Raw genomic sequence first — 15,650 nt, 5'->3', positions numbered from 1 at the left:
AGCCCGGACAGGCGCAGCGCGCCGCCTCCGGGAATGCTCAGCCGCGAATTCGCATTCGTATACATATCTTTTACATGTCCAACGGGGATCGCCCCTGGCGCTTATGCTATCATTCGCAGCCTTTGGAGCGCCCGTTTCTGACGCGCGTGAACGATCCCCGCTGTCCACTTTCGGCGGAATAACAAGTCTTTATGGTGACAGATGAATAGTGGCTACCTGCATTTTCCGGAGTTTGATCCGGTAATTTTTTCCATTGGACCGGTCTCCCTCCACTGGTACGGCCTGATGTACCTGGTTGGGTTTGTTTTTGCGATGTGGTTGGCCACCCGTCGGGCCAATCGTCCAGGCAGCGGTTGGACAAAAAACGAAGTTGAAAACCTGCTGTACGCCGGATTCCTTGGGGTTTTCCTCGGCGGGCGTCTTGGCTATGTCTTCTTCTACAACCTGCCGGTGTTCCTCGACGATCCGCTCTATCTGTTCCGCGTCTGGGACGGCGGTATGTCCTTCCACGGCGGCCTGATCGGCGTGATTCTGGTGATGATCATTTTCGCCAAACGCACCAAGCGTACCTTCTTCCAGGTTTCTGACTTCATTGCGCCGCTGATTCCGTTTGGCCTCGGCGCCGGGCGTCTGGGTAACTTTATCAACGGTGAACTGTGGGGGCGCGTCGATCCGAACTTCCACTACAGCATGATTTTCCCCGGCTCTCGGGCGGAAGATCTGGCGCTGCTGCCATCGCATCCGGAGTGGCAATCGCTGTTCGATACCTACGGCGCGCTGCCGCGTCATGCTTCGCAGCTCTATGAACTGGCGCTGGAAGGTGTGGTGCTGTTCCTGATCCTGAACCTCTTTATCCGTAAGCCGCGTCCGGCCGGTTCGGTTTCCGGGCTGTTCCTTATCGGCTATGGCTTGTTCCGCATCATCGTGGAATTCTTCCGCCAGCCTGATGCGCAGTTTACCGGCGGCTGGGTACAGTACATCAGCATGGGGCAGATTCTTTCGATTCCGATGGTGCTTGCGGGTATCATAATGATGGTCTGGGCGTACCGTTCTCGTCCGCAGCAACAAAATTCTTGAGGAACCATGAAACAGTATCTTGATTTGATGCAGAAAGTGCTCGACGAGGGCACGCAAAAAAATGACCGCACCGGTACCGGCACCGTCTCTATTTTCGGCCACCAGATGCGTTTTAACCTGCAGGAAGGATTCCCGTTGGTGACGACCAAGCGCTGTCATTTACGCTCCATCATCCATGAACTGCTGTGGTTCCTGAAGGGTGACACCAACGTCGCGTATCTGCACGAAAACAACGTCACTATCTGGGATGAATGGGCGGATGAAAACGGCGACCTGGGTCCGGTTTATGGCAAGCAGTGGCGTTCCTGGCCCGCGCCGGACGGCCGTCACATCGACCAGATTAGCACGGTGATGGAACAGCTGAAAAACGATCCGGACTCTCGTCGGATTATCGTCTCGGCCTGGAACGTCGGCGAACTGAACAAAATGGCGCTGGCGCCGTGCCATGCGTTCTTCCAGTTCTATGTCGCCGACGGCAAGCTCTCCTGCCAGCTCTATCAGCGCTCTTGCGACGTGTTCCTCGGCCTGCCGTTCAATATCGCCAGCTACGCGCTGCTGGTGCATATGGTAGCCCAGCAGTGCGACCTCGAAGTGGGCGATTTTGTCTGGACCGGCGGCGACACGCACCTGTACAGCAACCACATGGAGCAGACGCACCTGCAGCTAAGCCGCGAACCGCGGGCGCTGCCGAAGCTGGTGATCAAACGCAAGCCAGCGTCGATTTTCGACTACCGTTTTGAAGATTTCGAAATCGAAGGCTACGACCCGCATCCGGGGATAAAAGCACCGGTCGCGATTTAACCCCGAAGTCATGATGAAAACCGGCGCCTGCGAGCGCCGGTTTTTTTATGCGCCAGCCCGGCCGAGCCGCGGCTGTAAGCCGCTGGTCGTACGGATTTTTTGCGAGCAGATTTCCTGTACTTTTGTAATCCGTTGCAACGCCTTGAATACTCTCCGAGGCGCGACGCAAAGCGCCATTTTCCCGTTCGTATAAAGCCTCAATGCTACGCATACTCGGCCCATGAACAGAGAACATGGCTATACCCTGATTGAAACCCTGGTCACCATGGTCGTCGTCGTCATTCTTGGCGCCAGCGGACTTTATGGCTGGCAGAGCTGGCAACAGCAGCAGCGTCTGTGGCAAACCGCCTGCCAGGTTCGCGATTATCTGGTGCTGCTACGCGATGACGCCAACTGGCACAACCGCGACAGGGTATTAAGCGTCGACCGAAGCGCGGAGGGCTGGTGCCTGAGCGTCAGCGGAGCGACGAACGACTGTAGCGTCAGCAACGCTTTCACGCTGCAGCCGCTATGGCCGGAGGTTTCGCTCAGCGCGATGACGCCGGGGCTAGGATTTTACGGCCTGCGAAATACCGCCTGGGCGGGACATATCCGCCTGCAAAGCGCGGCGGGCGGCTGGAATATTATCGTTTCCAACTGGGGTCGAATCCGCCTGTGCCGCGGCGAGGAGACGGCATCATGTCTGTAAAACGTCGCGGTTTTTCGCTGCCGGAAACGCTGATCGCGATGGCTATTAGCTCCGTGCTATTGCTCGGCAGCGCGCGTTTTCTCCCGGCGCTGCAGTGGGCCGCGCTTCGCCAGACCCGGCAGCAGGCGCTGGAAAATGAACTATGGCAGCGAATCTACACCGTAGCGAAGCATCTGCAGCGCGCAGGTTATTGCCGTGGCCGCTGTAGCGGGCAACCGCTGTATATCGCAGAGAGCGGCGATTGCCTGCTTGTTCGTTGGGATGGCAACAGCGATGGCGTCTGGAATCGCTCTCCGTCATCAGAATCTGATACTACCGGATTTCGCCTGCGCGACGGGGCGCTGGAAACCCTGAGAGGGGCGGAGGAGTGTAGCGGCAAGGGCTGGGAGAAAATGACCAATCCAGCGGCGATTCAGGTCACCGTTTTTCAGGTTACCCGGCAGAATAAAACGGATTTTTCGCCTGAGTTGTCGATAACGCTGGCGGCGCATTCCGTTGCCGACCCGCAAATCCGCGCGCGAGCGGAATATGGCGTAACGGGGTATAACCTGTGAATCGCCAGCGCGGGCTCTCTTCGCTGCTGATGGTGCTACTGCTTTTAGCGCTTGGCACACTGTTACTCCAGGGGCTGCACCAGCAGCAGCGTTCGCTGTTAGCGCAGACGGCCAGCGAAACGCGGGCGCTTCGCGACGCTGCTGATGCGCATTCCGCGCTGCAGTGGGGAAAAACGCTGACCTGGCCGTTGCAAGAAGCGGTTAGCTGCCAGCAGAAGGCTGCACTCGACTGGCGCGCCTGTCTGAGGATCTTTAGCGACGCCTCGGTATTGCTCATTGGCAGCAGCGGCGGTGGCAGAATGCTGCTGTGGCAGTCGGGCGCTGTGGAACAAAACCGCGTCCATTTTTCACCACACGGCTGGAGCGATTTTTGCCCGTTAAAGGAGACGAGCCTATGCCAGATGCCCTGAGCCGGCAGAGAGGGTTTAGCCTACCGGAAACGCTCCTGGCTTTAGTCTTGCTGATCGTCACCGTTACCGCGCTGGCGGGCTATCAACGCGGGCTGGCCAGCAGTTCTATACAGCTCACCCAGTACCGTCAGCTGTGGCGCGATGCGTGGCGATTTGGTCAGCTTAGCCCTCCGGCGATTGCCGGGGGCCACCAGATATCCCGTATGCAGACATCGATGCAAAGATGTGTCAGCATCACGGTAACGATCACGATGCCCGCAGCCAGGCGGGCGCAGATGACCCGGCTCCATTGCCCGGTCAGTCAGTAGCCAGGAGCGAATATGTTAAGGGTGTACCACTCAAACCGTCTGGATGTGCTTGAAGCCTTGATGGAGTTTATCGTCGAGCGCCAGCGGCTGGATGACCCTTTTATGCCGGAAATGGTGCTGGTGCAGAGTACCGGGATGGCGCAGTGGCTGCAGATGACGCTGGCGAAGCGCTTCGGGATTGCGGCCAACATTGAGTTCCCGCTACCCGCCAGTTTTATCTGGGACATGTTCGTGCGGGTGCTGAAAGATATTCCCGGAGAAAGCGCGTTCAGCAAGCAAAACATGAGCTGGAAACTTATGACTCTGTTACCAGAGCGGCTTAATGATGAATCTTTTACGCTACTGCGCCACTACCTGCATGACGATAGCGACAAGCGTAAACTGTTTCAGCTGGCCGCCAGAGTGGCGGATCTCTACGACCAGTATCTGGTTTATCGCCCGGAGTGGCTGATGCGCTGGGAGGCTGACCAGCGCGTTGACGGGCTGGGAGAGGCGCAGGAGTGGCAGGCGCCGCTGTGGAAAGCGCTGGTGGAATATACCGCTGAGCTGGGCCAGCCGCTGTGGCATCGCGCCAACTTGTACCAACGTTTTATCAGCGCGCTTGAAGACGCCGAACAGCCGCCCGCCGGGCTGCCATCGCGGGTCTTTATTTGCGGAATATCGGCGCTGCCGCCGGTGTATCTGCAGGCGCTCCAGGCGCTGGGTAAACATGTTGATGTATATGTCCTCTTCACTAACCCGTGCCGCTACTATTGGGGCGACATCAAAGATCCGGCATTTCTGGCCAAACTGCTGTCCCGCCAGCGGCGCCACCACCGCGAAACGGCGCGAGAGCTGCCACTGTTCCGCGATGCGGAACAGGCGCCGGGGCTGTTCAACGACGCCGGTGAGCAGGATGTCGGCAACCCGCTACTGGCCTCCTGGGGTAAGCTGGGGCGCGACTATATCTACCTGCTGGCGGGTCTTGAACGCTATGAAGAGCTGGACGCTTTTGTCGATATTGTGCCGGATAACCTGCTGCATAATCTTCAGGCGGACATTCTCGAACTGCGCAATGAAGCCGTGGCCGGGCGCAGCGCCGAAGAGTTTGCCAATAGCGGCAGCAAGCGGCCATTGGCAGCGGACGATCGCAGCCTGACGATTCATGTTTGTCATAGCCCACAGCGAGAAGTTGAGGTGCTGCACGATCGGCTGCTGGCGATGCTCGAAGAGAATCCCGAGCTCACGCCGCGCGATATTATCGTCATGGTGGCGGATATCGATAGCTATAGCCCGTATATTCAGGCGGTTTTCGGCAGCGCCAGCGGCGAACGCTGGCTGCCGTGGGCGATTTCCGATCGACGCGCCCGTGAATCGCATCCGGCACTGCAGGCCTTTCTCACGCTCCTTTCGCTGCCCGATAGCCGCTTTGCCAGCGAAGATGTGCTGGCGCTGCTTGACGTGCCGGTGCTGGCGGCGCGCTTTAACATTGACGAAGAGGGGCTGCGCTACCTGCGACAGTGGGTGAACGAATCCGGCGTACGCTGGGGGATGGATGATGACAACGTGCGTGAACTCGACCTCCCGGCAACCGGCCAGCATACCTGGCGCTTTGGCCTGACGCGCATGTTATTGGGCTATGCCATGGACAGCAGCGAGGGTGAGTGGCGCTCGGTGCTGCCTTATGATGAGTCGAGCGGGCTGATTGCCGAGCTGGTGGGCAACCTGGCATCGCTGCTGATGCAGCTTAATCTCTGGCGTCGCGGGCTGGCCCAGGAGCGGCCACTGGCCGAGTGGCTACCGGTATGCCGCGATCTGCTGAACGACTTTTTCCTCCCGGATAGCGAAACGGAAGCCGCCCTCGCGCTGATAGAACAGCAGTGGCAGGCGGTGATTGACGGCGGCGTCGACGCCCAGTATGGCGAAACGGTACCGCTCTCCTTGCTGCGCGATGAGCTGTCCCTGCGCCTCGATCAGCAGCGTATCAGCCAGCGCTTTCTCGCCGGGCCGGTTAATATTTGCACCCTGATGCCGATGCGTTCGATTCCTTTCAAGGTGGTCTGCCTGCTGGGGATGAACGACGGTGTTTATCCGCGCACGCTTGCGCCGCTGGGCTTTGACCTGATGAGTCAGAAGCCGCAGCGCGGCGACCGTAGCCGTCGCGATGACGACCGCTATCTGTTCCTTGAAGCCCTGATGTCCGCCGAGCAGAAACTCTATATCAGCTATATCGGCCGTTCTATTCAGGATAACAGCGAACGCTATCCCTCGGTTCTGGTTCAGGAGCTGGCGGACTATATCGGTCAGAGCCACTGCCTGGAAGGAGACGAAGATCTGGATTGCGATGCCAGCGAGCGTCGCGTTAAAGAACATATTACTCATCTGCATACCCGCATGCCTTTTGATGCCGCGAATTTTCTGGCGAACGAAGATCAAAGCTATGCCCGGGAATGGCTGGCGGCTGCCAGCCAGCAGGGGGAAGCCCACGGTGAGTTTATCCAGCCGCTACCGGTCCCTGAACTCGATCACCTGCCTCTGGAACAGCTGCTGCGCTTCTGGCAGCATCCGGTACGCGCCTTCTTTCAGCAGCGGCTGCGGGTGAATTTCCGCTCGGAAGAGAGCGAGATCCCTGACGATGAACCTTTTACCCTCGAAGGGCTGAGTCGCTATCAGCTGAACCAGCAGTTGCTTAATACGCTGATTGAGCAGCAGGACGCCTCGGCAATGTATCGCCGTTTTCGTGCCGCCGGGGAGCTACCCTATGGCGCATTCGGCGAACTGGCCTGGGAAACGCAGCGTCAGGAGATGCAGAACCTGGCAGAGCGGGTGATAGCCTGCCGTCAACCGGGGCAGAGCATGGAAATCGATCTGCAATGTAACGGAGTCAACATTACTGGCTGGCTACAGCAGGTACAATCCGACGGTTTGCTGCGCTGGCGGCCATCGTTATTAAGCGTGGCGCAGGGAATGCAACTTTGGCTGGAGCATCTTGTCTATTGTGCTAGCGGCGGTCGCGGCGAAAGTCGGCTGTTTGTGCGCAAAGAAGGCGAGTGGCGCTTTCCCCCGCTGGCGCAGGAACAGGCCCAGGAATACCTGAATGAGCTCGTTGACGGTTACCTACAGGGAATGTCAAAACCGCTGCTGTTGCTGCCGGAAAGCGGCGGCGCATGGCTAAAAGTCTGTTATGACGCCGAAAAGAATGTCATGTTAATGGACGAAGAGACGCAGCAAAAAGCGCGCAGTAAATTTCTTCAGGCTTATGAAGGGAACATGGTGGTCAGAGGCGAAGGTGCCGACGTCTGGTATCAGCGCCTGTGGCGCACCCTGGAGCCGGAATACTATGAAGAGATCCTTACGCAAACGCAGCGTTATTTGCTACCGGTGTTTCGTTTTCATCAGTCCGAATAACATTGTAATAGTATAAAAATTGCGCAATAGATGGCACTTCATTTATGATGCGCAACCAATCACGGACTGATGTTTTATAAAGGCTGCATAGCGTGCAGCGCCAGGTTTGTTAATGATGAGGTCCGTGAATGCCCCGCAGTTTATGGTTCAAGGTTATTGTTTTACTGGCCGCCCTCTGGGCGCCGTTAAGTCAGGCAGACACCGGATGGCAACCGATTCAGGAAACCATCCGTAAAAGCGACAAAGATACCCGTCAATATCAGGCGATCCGCCTCGATAACGGCATGGTGGTGCTGCTGGTTTCCGATCCCCAGGCGGTAAAATCGCTGTCGGCGCTGGTCGTTCCCGTGGGGTCGCTGCAGGACCCCGCTGAGCATCAGGGACTGGCCCACTTCCTGGAGCATATGACGCTGATGGGGTCGAAAAAGTACCCGCAGCCGGATAGCCTCGCCGAATATCTCAAAATGCACGGCGGCAGCCATAACGCCAGTACCGCTCCGTACCGCACTGCCTTCTATCTTGAAGTAGAAAACGATGCTCTGGACGGCGCGGTCGATCGCCTGGCCGACGCCATCGCCGCTCCGCTGCTGGATAAAAAATATGCCGACCGCGAGCGTAATGCGGTCAACGCCGAGCTGACGATGGCGCGCAGCCGCGACGGGATGCGGATGGCGCAGGTCAGCGCAGAAACCATTAACCCGGCGCACCCCGGCTCGCAGTTTTCCGGCGGTAACCTTGAAACGCTGAGCGACAAGCCCGGCAAGCCGGTGCTTGATGCCCTGCACGCCTTTCGCGATAGCTGGTATTCCGCCAACCTGATGAAGGCGGTGATCTACAGCAACAAGCCTCTGCCGGAGCTGGCAAGTATCGCGGCGGCCACCTACGGTCGCGTGCCGAACCACGATATCAGCAAACCGGAAATAACCGTCCCGGTGGTGACCGATGCGCAGAAGGGCATCATCATTCACTATGTCCCGGCGATGCCGCGTAAAGTCCTGCGCGTGGAGTTCCGCATTGATAACAATAGCGACCAGTTCCGCAGCAAAACCGACGAGCTGGTGACCTATATGATCGGTAATCGCAGCCCCGGCACGCTCTCTGATTGGCTGCAAAAGCAGGGGCTGGCTGAGGGTATTCGCGCGGACTCCGACCCGGTTGTCAACGGCAACAGCGGGGTGCTGGCTATTTCTGCTACTCTGACGGACAAAGGCCTGGCGCACCGCGATGAAGTGACCGCGGCCATCTTCAGCTACCTCAATCTACTGCGTAGCCAGGGAATTGATAAACGCTATTTTGATGAACTGGCCCACGTGCTGGCGCTCGACTTCCGCTACCCGTCCATCAACCGCAATATGGATTACGTCGAATGGCTGGCGGACACCATGATCCGCGTGCCGGTCGAACATACCCTGGACGTAGTTAACATCGCCGATCGCTACGATCCGCAGGCGATCAAAGACCGTCTGGCGATGATGACGCCGCAAAATGCCCGTATCTGGTACATCAGCCCGCAAGAACCGCATAATAAGACGGCCTACTTCGTCAATGCGCCCTATCAGGTGGATAAAATCAGCGAGCAAACCTTCGCCGACTGGCAGCAGAAATCCAGTGCTATCGATCTCAGGCTGCCGGTGCTGAACCCCTATATTCCGGACGATTTTAGCTTAATCAAAAGCGATAAGGCTTACCCTCATCCGCAGCTGATTGTCGATGAACCGACGCTGCGGGTGATCTACGCGCCGAGTCAGTACTTCGCCAGCGAACCAAAAGCGGATATATCGCTGGTGCTGCGTAACCCGCAGGCGATGGACAGCGCCCGCCGTCAGGTGATGTTTGCCCTCAATGATTATCTGGCGGGTATCGCGCTCGATCAGCTCAGCAACCAGGCTGCGGTTGGGGGCATCAGCTTCTCTACCGGTGCAAATAACGGGCTGATGGTTAACGCCAACGGCTATACGCAGCATCTGCCAGAGCTGTTTAACGCCCTGCTGGACGGTTACTTTAGCTATACGCCAACCGAAGAGCAGCTGGAGCAGGCCAAATCCTGGTACGCGCAGATGATGGATTCGGCGGACAAAGGCAAAGCCTACGATCAGGCGATCATGCCGATTCAGATGGTTTCACAGGTGCCGTACTTTCAGCGTGAAGATCGCCGGGCGCTGCTGCCGTCGATTACGCTGAAAGAGGTGCTGGAGTATCGCGATAACCTCAAGGCGAAAGGGCGACCGGAGCTGCTGGTCATCGGTAACCTTACCGCCGAACGGTCAACGGCGATGGCCCGCCAGATCCAAAAACAGCTGGGGGCGGACGGCAACGAATGGTGCCGCAACAAAGACGTACTGGTTGATCGCAAGCAGCTGGCGATTTTTGAGAAAGCGGGTAACAGCACCGACTCCGCCCTTGCCGCTGTCTTCGCGCCGCCGAACCTGGACGAATACGCCAGCTCAGCTGCCAGCTCGCTTCTCGGGCAGATCGTCCAGCCGTGGTTCTACAACCAGCTGCGTACGGAAGAGCAGCTGGGATACGCGGTCTTCGCCTTCTCGATGAACGTGGGCCGCCAGTGGGGAATGGGCTTCCTGCTGCAAAGCAACGATAAGCAGCCGGCTTTCCTCTGGCAGCGCTTCCAGGCCTTCTTCCCCACGGCGGAAGCCAAACTGCGGGCGATGAAGCCGGAAGAGTTTGCGCAGATTCAGCAGACGGTCATCAGTCAGATGCTGGAGGCGCCGCAAACGCTGGGCGATGAAGCATCGAAGCTGAGCAAAGATTTCGATCGCGGTAATATGCGCTTCGATTCACGTGATAAAGTAGTGGCTCAGATTAAACTGCTGACGCCGCAAAAGCTTGCCGACTTCTTCCATCAGACGGTGGTGGATCCGCAGGGCATGGCAATTCTCTCCCAGGTTTCCGGTAGCCAGAATGGCAAGGCGGAATACGCGCATCCGCAGGATGGCAAAGTCTGGGAGAACGTCAGCGCGTTGCAGAAATCCTTACCCCTGATGCGAGAGAATGAATGACCGACACCGCCGAGTCTCTTGACCCACTGCGCTTGCCCCTGACGGGCGAGCGCCTGATAGAAGCCTCTGCGGGCACCGGAAAAACGTTTACCATCGCCGCGCTCTATCTGCGGCTGTTGCTGGGGCTGGGTGGTGAATCCGCTTTCCCCCGGCAGATCAGCGTGGAAGAGCTGCTGGTGGTGACCTTTACCGAAGCGGCGACCGAAGAGCTGCGCGGACGTATCCGCAGCAATATCCACGAGCTGCGGATCGCCTGCCTGCGCGAAAGCACCGACAATCCTCTTTATGCCGGGCTGCTGGCGGAAATTGCCGATAAAGCCCAGGCGGCGCAAACGCTGCTGCTGGCCGAACGCCAGATGGATGAAGCAGCGGTATTTACCATTCACGGGTTCTGCCAGCGGATGCTGAGCCTTAACGCCTTTGAGTCCGGCATGCTGTTCGAACTGCAGCTGATTGAAGATGAATCCCGCCTGCGCTATCAGGCCTGCGCCGACTTCTGGCGTCGCCACTGCTACCCGCTGCCGCGCGAAATTGCTGCGGTTATCCACGAGGCGTGGAAAGGGCCGCGCGACCTGTTGAAATCCATCGACCGCTGGCTGCAAGGAGAGGCGCCGCAGCTAAAATCTCCGCCCCCTGCTGAAGAAACGCTGGCCGAACGCCACCAGCAAATTATTGAACGCATTAACGCGCTCAAACAGCAGTGGCTGGAACAGGCGAGCGAGATTGAGGCGGTACTGGAAACCTCCGGTCTCGACCGGCGCAAGTTCAATCGCGGCAATCAGGGCAAATGGCTGGAAAAAGTGACCGCCTGGGCCCAGGAAGAGACTTTGAGCTACCAGCTGCCGGATGCGCTGGAAAAGTTTTCTCAGCCCTTCTTGCTTGAGCGCACCAAAGCGGACGGCGCACCGCCGATACACCCGCTGTTCAGCGCGATAGAAGCGCTGCTGGCGACACCGTTAACCCTGACCGATCTGGTGATCGCCAGGGCGATGGTTGAAATCCGCGAGGCGGTCGCGCGGGAAAAACGCCGCCGCGGCGAGCTGGGATTTGACGATATGCTTAGCCGCCTGGATGACGCCCTGCGCGGAGAGAGCGGAGAAGCGCTGGCCAGCGCGATTCGTCAGCGCTTCCCGGTGGCGATGATCGATGAGTTTCAGGATACCGACCCGCAGCAGTACCGAATCTTTCGCCGCATCTGGCGGCGCCAGGCGGATACCGCGCTGCTGCTGATTGGCGACCCTAAACAGGCTATTTACGCCTTCCGCGGCGCGGATATCTTTACCTACATGAAAGCGCGTGGAGACGTCACCGCTCACTATACGCTCGATACCAACTGGCGCTCCGCCCCGGGGATGGTTGACAGCGTCAATCGCCTGTTTAGCCTCAGCGATAACCCTTTTATGTTTCGCGAAATCCCGTTTCTGCCGGTGAAATCGGCCGAGAAAAATCAGGGGCTGCGCTTTACCGTTGATGATACGGCGGTTCCGGCGATGAATATCTGGCTGATGCCGGGCGAGGCCGTGGGCGCAGGGGATTATCAGACGTTTATGGCCCAGCTGTGCGCGGCGCAAATTCGTGACTGGCTAAGCGCGGGCCAGCAGGGCAAGGCGCTGCTGTGGCGCGGTGAAAAAGCTGAACCCGTGCGGGCTTCAGACATCACGGTGCTGGTGCGCAATCGTCAGGAGGCGTCGTTAATTCGCGATGCCCTCCAGCTGCTGTCGATACCTTCCGTCTATCTCTCCAACCGCGATAGCGTGTTTGAAACGCCGGAGGCGCAGGAGCTGCTGTGGCTGCTGCAGGCGGTGCTGGCCCCCGAGCGCGAGAATACCCTGCGCAGCGCGCTGGCGACCTCAATGTTCGGTCTTAACGCGCAGGATATCGAAAACCTCAACCAGAACGAACGGGCGTGGGATGAGCTGGTAGAAGAGTTTAGCGGCTACCGGCAAGTCTGGCGGCAGCGCGGCGTTATGCCGATGCTGCGCGCGCTGATGACCGCGCGGCGCATTGCAGAAAACCTGCTGGCGACCAACGGCGGCGAGCGGCGCCTGACCGATATCCTGCATATCAGTGAGCTGCTTCAGGAGGCGGCGAACCAGCTGGAGAGCGAACATGCGCTGGTGCGCTGGCTGGCGCAGCATATCGCCGAGCCGGATAGCAACGCCTCCAGCCAGCAGATGCGCCTGGAAAGCGACAAGCATCTGGTGCAGATCGTCACCATCCATAAATCGAAAGGGCTGGAGTATCCGCTGGTCTGGCTGCCGTTTATCGCGCGTTTTCGCAAACAGGATCAGGCGTTTTATCACGACAGAACCTCCTTTGCCGCCGTGCTCGATCTGGGCCAGGATGAGGGCAGCATGGAGCTGGCTGAGGCCGAACGTCTGGCCGAAGACTTACGTCTGCTGTACGTTGCGCTGACCCGGGCGGTCTGGCACTGCAGCCTGGGCGTTGCGCCGCTTAGCCCCCGCCGCAGCGACAAGCCCGGCGCCAGCGATTTTCACCACAGCGCGCTGGGGCGGCTGCTGCAGGGCGGGGAAGCGATGGACGCCGCAGGGCTAACGGCGCGACTGCAGGCGTTTTGCAGCGGGGATATCGCCCTGCAGCTCCCCGCGACGACGACGCAGACGCCCTGGCAGGCTCCACAGTCGGCGCTGCCGCCGCTCTCCGCGCGTCTGCTTGAGCGTTCGGTGAGCGATGACTGGCGCGTCACCAGCTACTCCGGCCTGCAGCAAAACGGACACAGCGCGGCGCAGGACCTTTTACCGCGTCTGGATATCGATGCCGCAGGCGTCGGCGATGTGGCGGAAGAACCGCAGCTTACGCCGCACCACTTCCCGCGCGGAGCATCGCCAGGCACGTTTCTGCACAGCCTGTTTGAAGATATTGATTTCACCCAGCCGGTCCTAGCCGACTGGATGGCGGAAAAGCTCCAGCTTAGCGGCTTCGAGGAGAAATGGGCCCCAGTACTGACCGAATGGCTCGACAGCGTGCTGCGTACCCGTCTCCCTGGCGCGGAGATCGCGCTGAATCAGCTTAGCGAGCGTGATAAACAGGTGGAGATGGCTTTTTATCTGCCCATCGAGCAGCCTCTGGATCCGCTGCGCCTGGATGCGCTGATTCGTCAGTACGATCCGCTCTCCGTCGATACCCCCATGCTCGATTTCCGCCAGGTGCGCGGTATGCTGAAAGGCTTTATTGACCTGGTATTTCGCCATAACGGCCGTTATTACCTGCTGGATTACAAATCCAACTGGCTGGGGAAAGATCGCGAGGCCTATACCCAGGAAGCGATGATGCAGGCTATGCGCACCCATCGTTACGATTTGCAGTATCAGCTCTACAGCCTGGCGCTGCACCGTTATCTGCGCCACCGTATTGCCGATTATGATTACGAACGCCACTTTGGCGGCGTCATTTATCTCTTTTTACGCGGTATGGATGGACAGGACGGCGGGCAGGGTATTTTTACCACCCGTCCGGCGCGACCGCTGATTGACGGCCTTGATGCGCTGTTTGCTGGAGAAACTCAGGAGGTGGCGCTATGAACCTGGATGAACTATTGCTGCAGGCGGTTGAGCAGCGACTGCTGCGCCCGCTGGACGTTCAGTTTGCGCTAATGGTGGCGCAAGAAGCGCATCCGGCGGTGAAGCTGGTCGCGGCGATCCTCAGTCGCGATGCTGGTGAAGGGCACGTCTGTCTGCCGATTTCGCGTCTTGTCGATGATGAACTGTTGAAGGCTAAAGCAGGTGGCCTGAGCGAGCGAATTCTTGAACTGACCGGCGCGCCGGACGGCTGGCTGCCGCTGCTCAATGATTCCGAGGCCGTCAGCTGCGGAGAGCGGCCAGCGCCGATGATTCTCTGCGGCGATCGGCTTTACCTTAACCGCATGTGGCGCAACGAATTAACCGTCGCGCGCTTTTTCAATGAAGCCAATCAGGTGCTGGAGGTGGATGAAGCCCGGCTGGCAGCGACGCTCGACGCGCTGTTTCCGCCCGCAGAGGAAACTGACTGGCAAAAAGTGGCGGCTGCTGTCGCCCTGACCCGGCGGATTTCGGTAATTTCCGGCGGACCGGGCACAGGTAAAACCACGACCGTCGCTAAACTCCTGGCCGCGCTGATCCAGACCTTCTCCAGCCCGCGCTGCCGTATTCGCCTGGCTGCGCCGACCGGTAAAGCCGCGGCGCGCCTGACCGAGTCCCTTGGCGCTGCGCTGCGCCGTCTTCCTCTCACCGACGAACAAAAGGCGCTGGTGCCCACCGAAGCCAGTACCCTCCATCGCCTGCTGGGCGCGCAGCCGGGAAGCCAGCGGATGCGCTATCACAGCGGAAACCCGCTGCATCTTGATGTGCTGGTGGTCGATGAAGCCTCAATGATTGACCTGCCGATGATGTCGCGCCTGATCGATGCGCTGCCTGAGCACGGAAGGGTGATTTTCCTTGGCGACCGCGATCAGCTGGCTTCGGTCGAGGCCGGGGCCGTGCTCGGCGATATCTGCGCGTGGGTTAATGCAGGCTATACCCCGGAGCGGGCGACGCAGCTCGCCCGGTTAACCGGCCAGCCGGTTCCGGCAGGCGAGGGTAATATGGCCGGTTCGCTCCGCGATAGCCTGTGCCTGCTGCAGAAAAGCTACCGTTTCGGTCGCCATTCCGGTATCGGCCAGCTGGCCTGGGCGGTGAACAGCGGCGATCGCAGCGCGGTACGCGCAACGCTGCGCCAGTCATTTGACGATATCGCTCTGTATCCGCTGAGCGCCACCGAAGAGTATGAAGCGATGCTGAATCAGGCGCAGGCGGGCTACGGCCGCTTCCTGCAGCTGCTGCGCGCTCGGGCAGAGCCCGAAGAGATGATCGCCGCTTTTGGCGAATTCCAGCTGCTGTGCGCGCTGCGCGAGGGTCCGTATGGCGTCAGCGGAGTTAATGAACAGCTGGAGCAGATGCTCAACCGCAAGCGGGCGATTACGTTACCGCGCCATTCGCGCTGGTATGAAGGTCGGCCGGTGATGATCTCGCGCAACGACAGCGCGCTGGGGCTGTTTAACGGCGATATCGGTATCGCGCTGGAAAGAGGTGATGGCCTGCGCGTCTGGTTCCCGATGCCTGATGGCAGCATCAAGTCGGTACAGCCAAGTCGTCTGCCGGAGCATGATACCGCCTGGGCGATGACGGTGCATAAATCGCAGGGGTCGGAGTTCGATCACGCGGCGCTGATCCTGCCTTCGCGCAGCGTGCCGCTGGTGACCCGCGAGCTGGTTTATACCGCTATAACTCGCGCGAAACGGCAGCTGTCGATCTATGCCGATGAGCAGGTACTGACCCAGGCGGTTGTCGCGCGTACCGAACGACGCAGCGGCCTGGCGGATATTTTTTCCGCTCAGTGATGTTTTCCCCGGTCAGCCATGCGCTTTCCGGGGAGAT

General features: G+C 59.2%; 11 protein-coding genes. All 11 read left to right on the top strand.

The features are described from left to right. Positions 1-182, top strand: a 182-nt coding sequence (locus HMPREF3178_RS31435; RefSeq protein ID WP_217494336.1) for a hypothetical protein, incomplete at its 5' end; no start/stop codon positions are given. Positions 183-201: 19 nt separating this feature from the next. Then, entirely contained in the window at positions 202-1,077 is an 876-nt protein-coding gene (gene lgt / locus HMPREF3178_RS31105; protein ID WP_004115094.1) for a prolipoprotein diacylglyceryl transferase, read from the top strand. A 6-nt stretch (positions 1,078-1,083) separates the two neighbouring features. Further along, positions 1,084-1,878: a thymidylate synthase gene (thyA, locus tag HMPREF3178_RS31100; RefSeq protein ID WP_004105244.1), complete on the top strand. Its 795-nt coding sequence runs from the start codon at positions 1,084-1,086 to the stop codon at positions 1,876-1,878. Positions 1,879-2,098: 220 nt separating this feature from the next. Further along, positions 2,099-2,566, top strand: coding sequence for a prepilin peptidase-dependent protein (locus tag HMPREF3178_RS22185; protein ID WP_016809903.1), 468 nt, complete (start codon positions 2,099-2,101; stop codon positions 2,564-2,566). Then, positions 2,557-3,120, top strand: a complete 564-nt coding sequence (locus HMPREF3178_RS22180) for a prepilin peptidase-dependent protein (protein ID WP_004105241.1) — start codon at positions 2,557-2,559, stop codon at positions 3,118-3,120. Before HMPREF3178_RS22185 ends, HMPREF3178_RS22180 begins: the two co-directional genes overlap by 10 nt. Beyond that, positions 3,117-3,530, top strand: a complete 414-nt coding sequence (locus HMPREF3178_RS22175; RefSeq protein WP_004105239.1) for a DUF2509 family protein — start codon at positions 3,117-3,119, stop codon at positions 3,528-3,530. The genes HMPREF3178_RS22180 and HMPREF3178_RS22175 overlap by 4 nt, the downstream gene beginning before the upstream one ends. Next, positions 3,515-3,838, top strand: a complete 324-nt coding sequence (locus HMPREF3178_RS22170) for a prepilin-type N-terminal cleavage/methylation domain-containing protein (protein WP_024274652.1) — start codon at positions 3,515-3,517, stop codon at positions 3,836-3,838. The genes HMPREF3178_RS22175 and HMPREF3178_RS22170 overlap by 16 nt, the downstream gene beginning before the upstream one ends. A gap of 12 nt (positions 3,839-3,850) precedes the next feature. Continuing rightward, complete coding sequence (gene recC, locus HMPREF3178_RS22165; RefSeq protein WP_049094256.1) at positions 3,851-7,225, top strand: exodeoxyribonuclease V subunit gamma; 3,375 nt, start codon at positions 3,851-3,853, stop codon at positions 7,223-7,225. Between the two features lie 128 nt (positions 7,226-7,353). Further along, positions 7,354-10,239, top strand: a complete 2,886-nt coding sequence (gene ptrA, locus HMPREF3178_RS22160; protein ID WP_004105234.1) for a pitrilysin — start codon at positions 7,354-7,356, stop codon at positions 10,237-10,239. Continuing rightward, positions 10,236-13,781, top strand: coding sequence for an exodeoxyribonuclease V subunit beta (gene recB / locus HMPREF3178_RS22155; protein ID WP_070585515.1), 3,546 nt, complete (start codon positions 10,236-10,238; stop codon positions 13,779-13,781). Before ptrA ends, recB begins: the two co-directional genes overlap by 4 nt. Next, positions 13,778-15,613, top strand: a complete 1,836-nt coding sequence (recD, locus tag HMPREF3178_RS22150; RefSeq protein ID WP_070585514.1) for an exodeoxyribonuclease V subunit alpha — start codon at positions 13,778-13,780, stop codon at positions 15,611-15,613. The genes recB and recD overlap by 4 nt, the downstream gene beginning before the upstream one ends. Positions 15,614-15,650 lie beyond the last annotated feature (37 nt).

Source organism: Klebsiella sp. HMSC09D12, assembly GCF_001808475.1.
Lineage (GTDB): Bacteria > Pseudomonadota > Gammaproteobacteria > Enterobacterales > Enterobacteriaceae > Klebsiella > Klebsiella oxytoca.
Note: the sequence above shows the minus strand (reverse complement) of the source record. Positions and strands in the feature narration are given on the sequence as shown.

Coding starts and splice junctions, on each gene's coding strand:
- recD (WP_070585514.1), top strand. CDS start 13,778: ATGAACCTGGATGAACTATTGCTGCAGGCGGTTGAGCAGCGACTGCTG.
- lgt (WP_004115094.1), top strand. CDS start 202: ATGAATAGTGGCTACCTGCATTTTCCGGAGTTTGATCCGGTAATTTTT.
- ptrA (WP_004105234.1), top strand. CDS start 7,354: ATGCCCCGCAGTTTATGGTTCAAGGTTATTGTTTTACTGGCCGCCCTC.
- recB (WP_070585515.1), top strand. CDS start 10,236: ATGACCGACACCGCCGAGTCTCTTGACCCACTGCGCTTGCCCCTGACG.
- HMPREF3178_RS22185 (WP_016809903.1), top strand. CDS start 2,099: ATGAACAGAGAACATGGCTATACCCTGATTGAAACCCTGGTCACCATG.
- HMPREF3178_RS22180 (WP_004105241.1), top strand. CDS start 2,557: ATGTCTGTAAAACGTCGCGGTTTTTCGCTGCCGGAAACGCTGATCGCG.
- HMPREF3178_RS22170 (WP_024274652.1), top strand. CDS start 3,515: ATGCCAGATGCCCTGAGCCGGCAGAGAGGGTTTAGCCTACCGGAAACG.
- recC (WP_049094256.1), top strand. CDS start 3,851: ATGTTAAGGGTGTACCACTCAAACCGTCTGGATGTGCTTGAAGCCTTG.
- thyA (WP_004105244.1), top strand. CDS start 1,084: ATGAAACAGTATCTTGATTTGATGCAGAAAGTGCTCGACGAGGGCACG.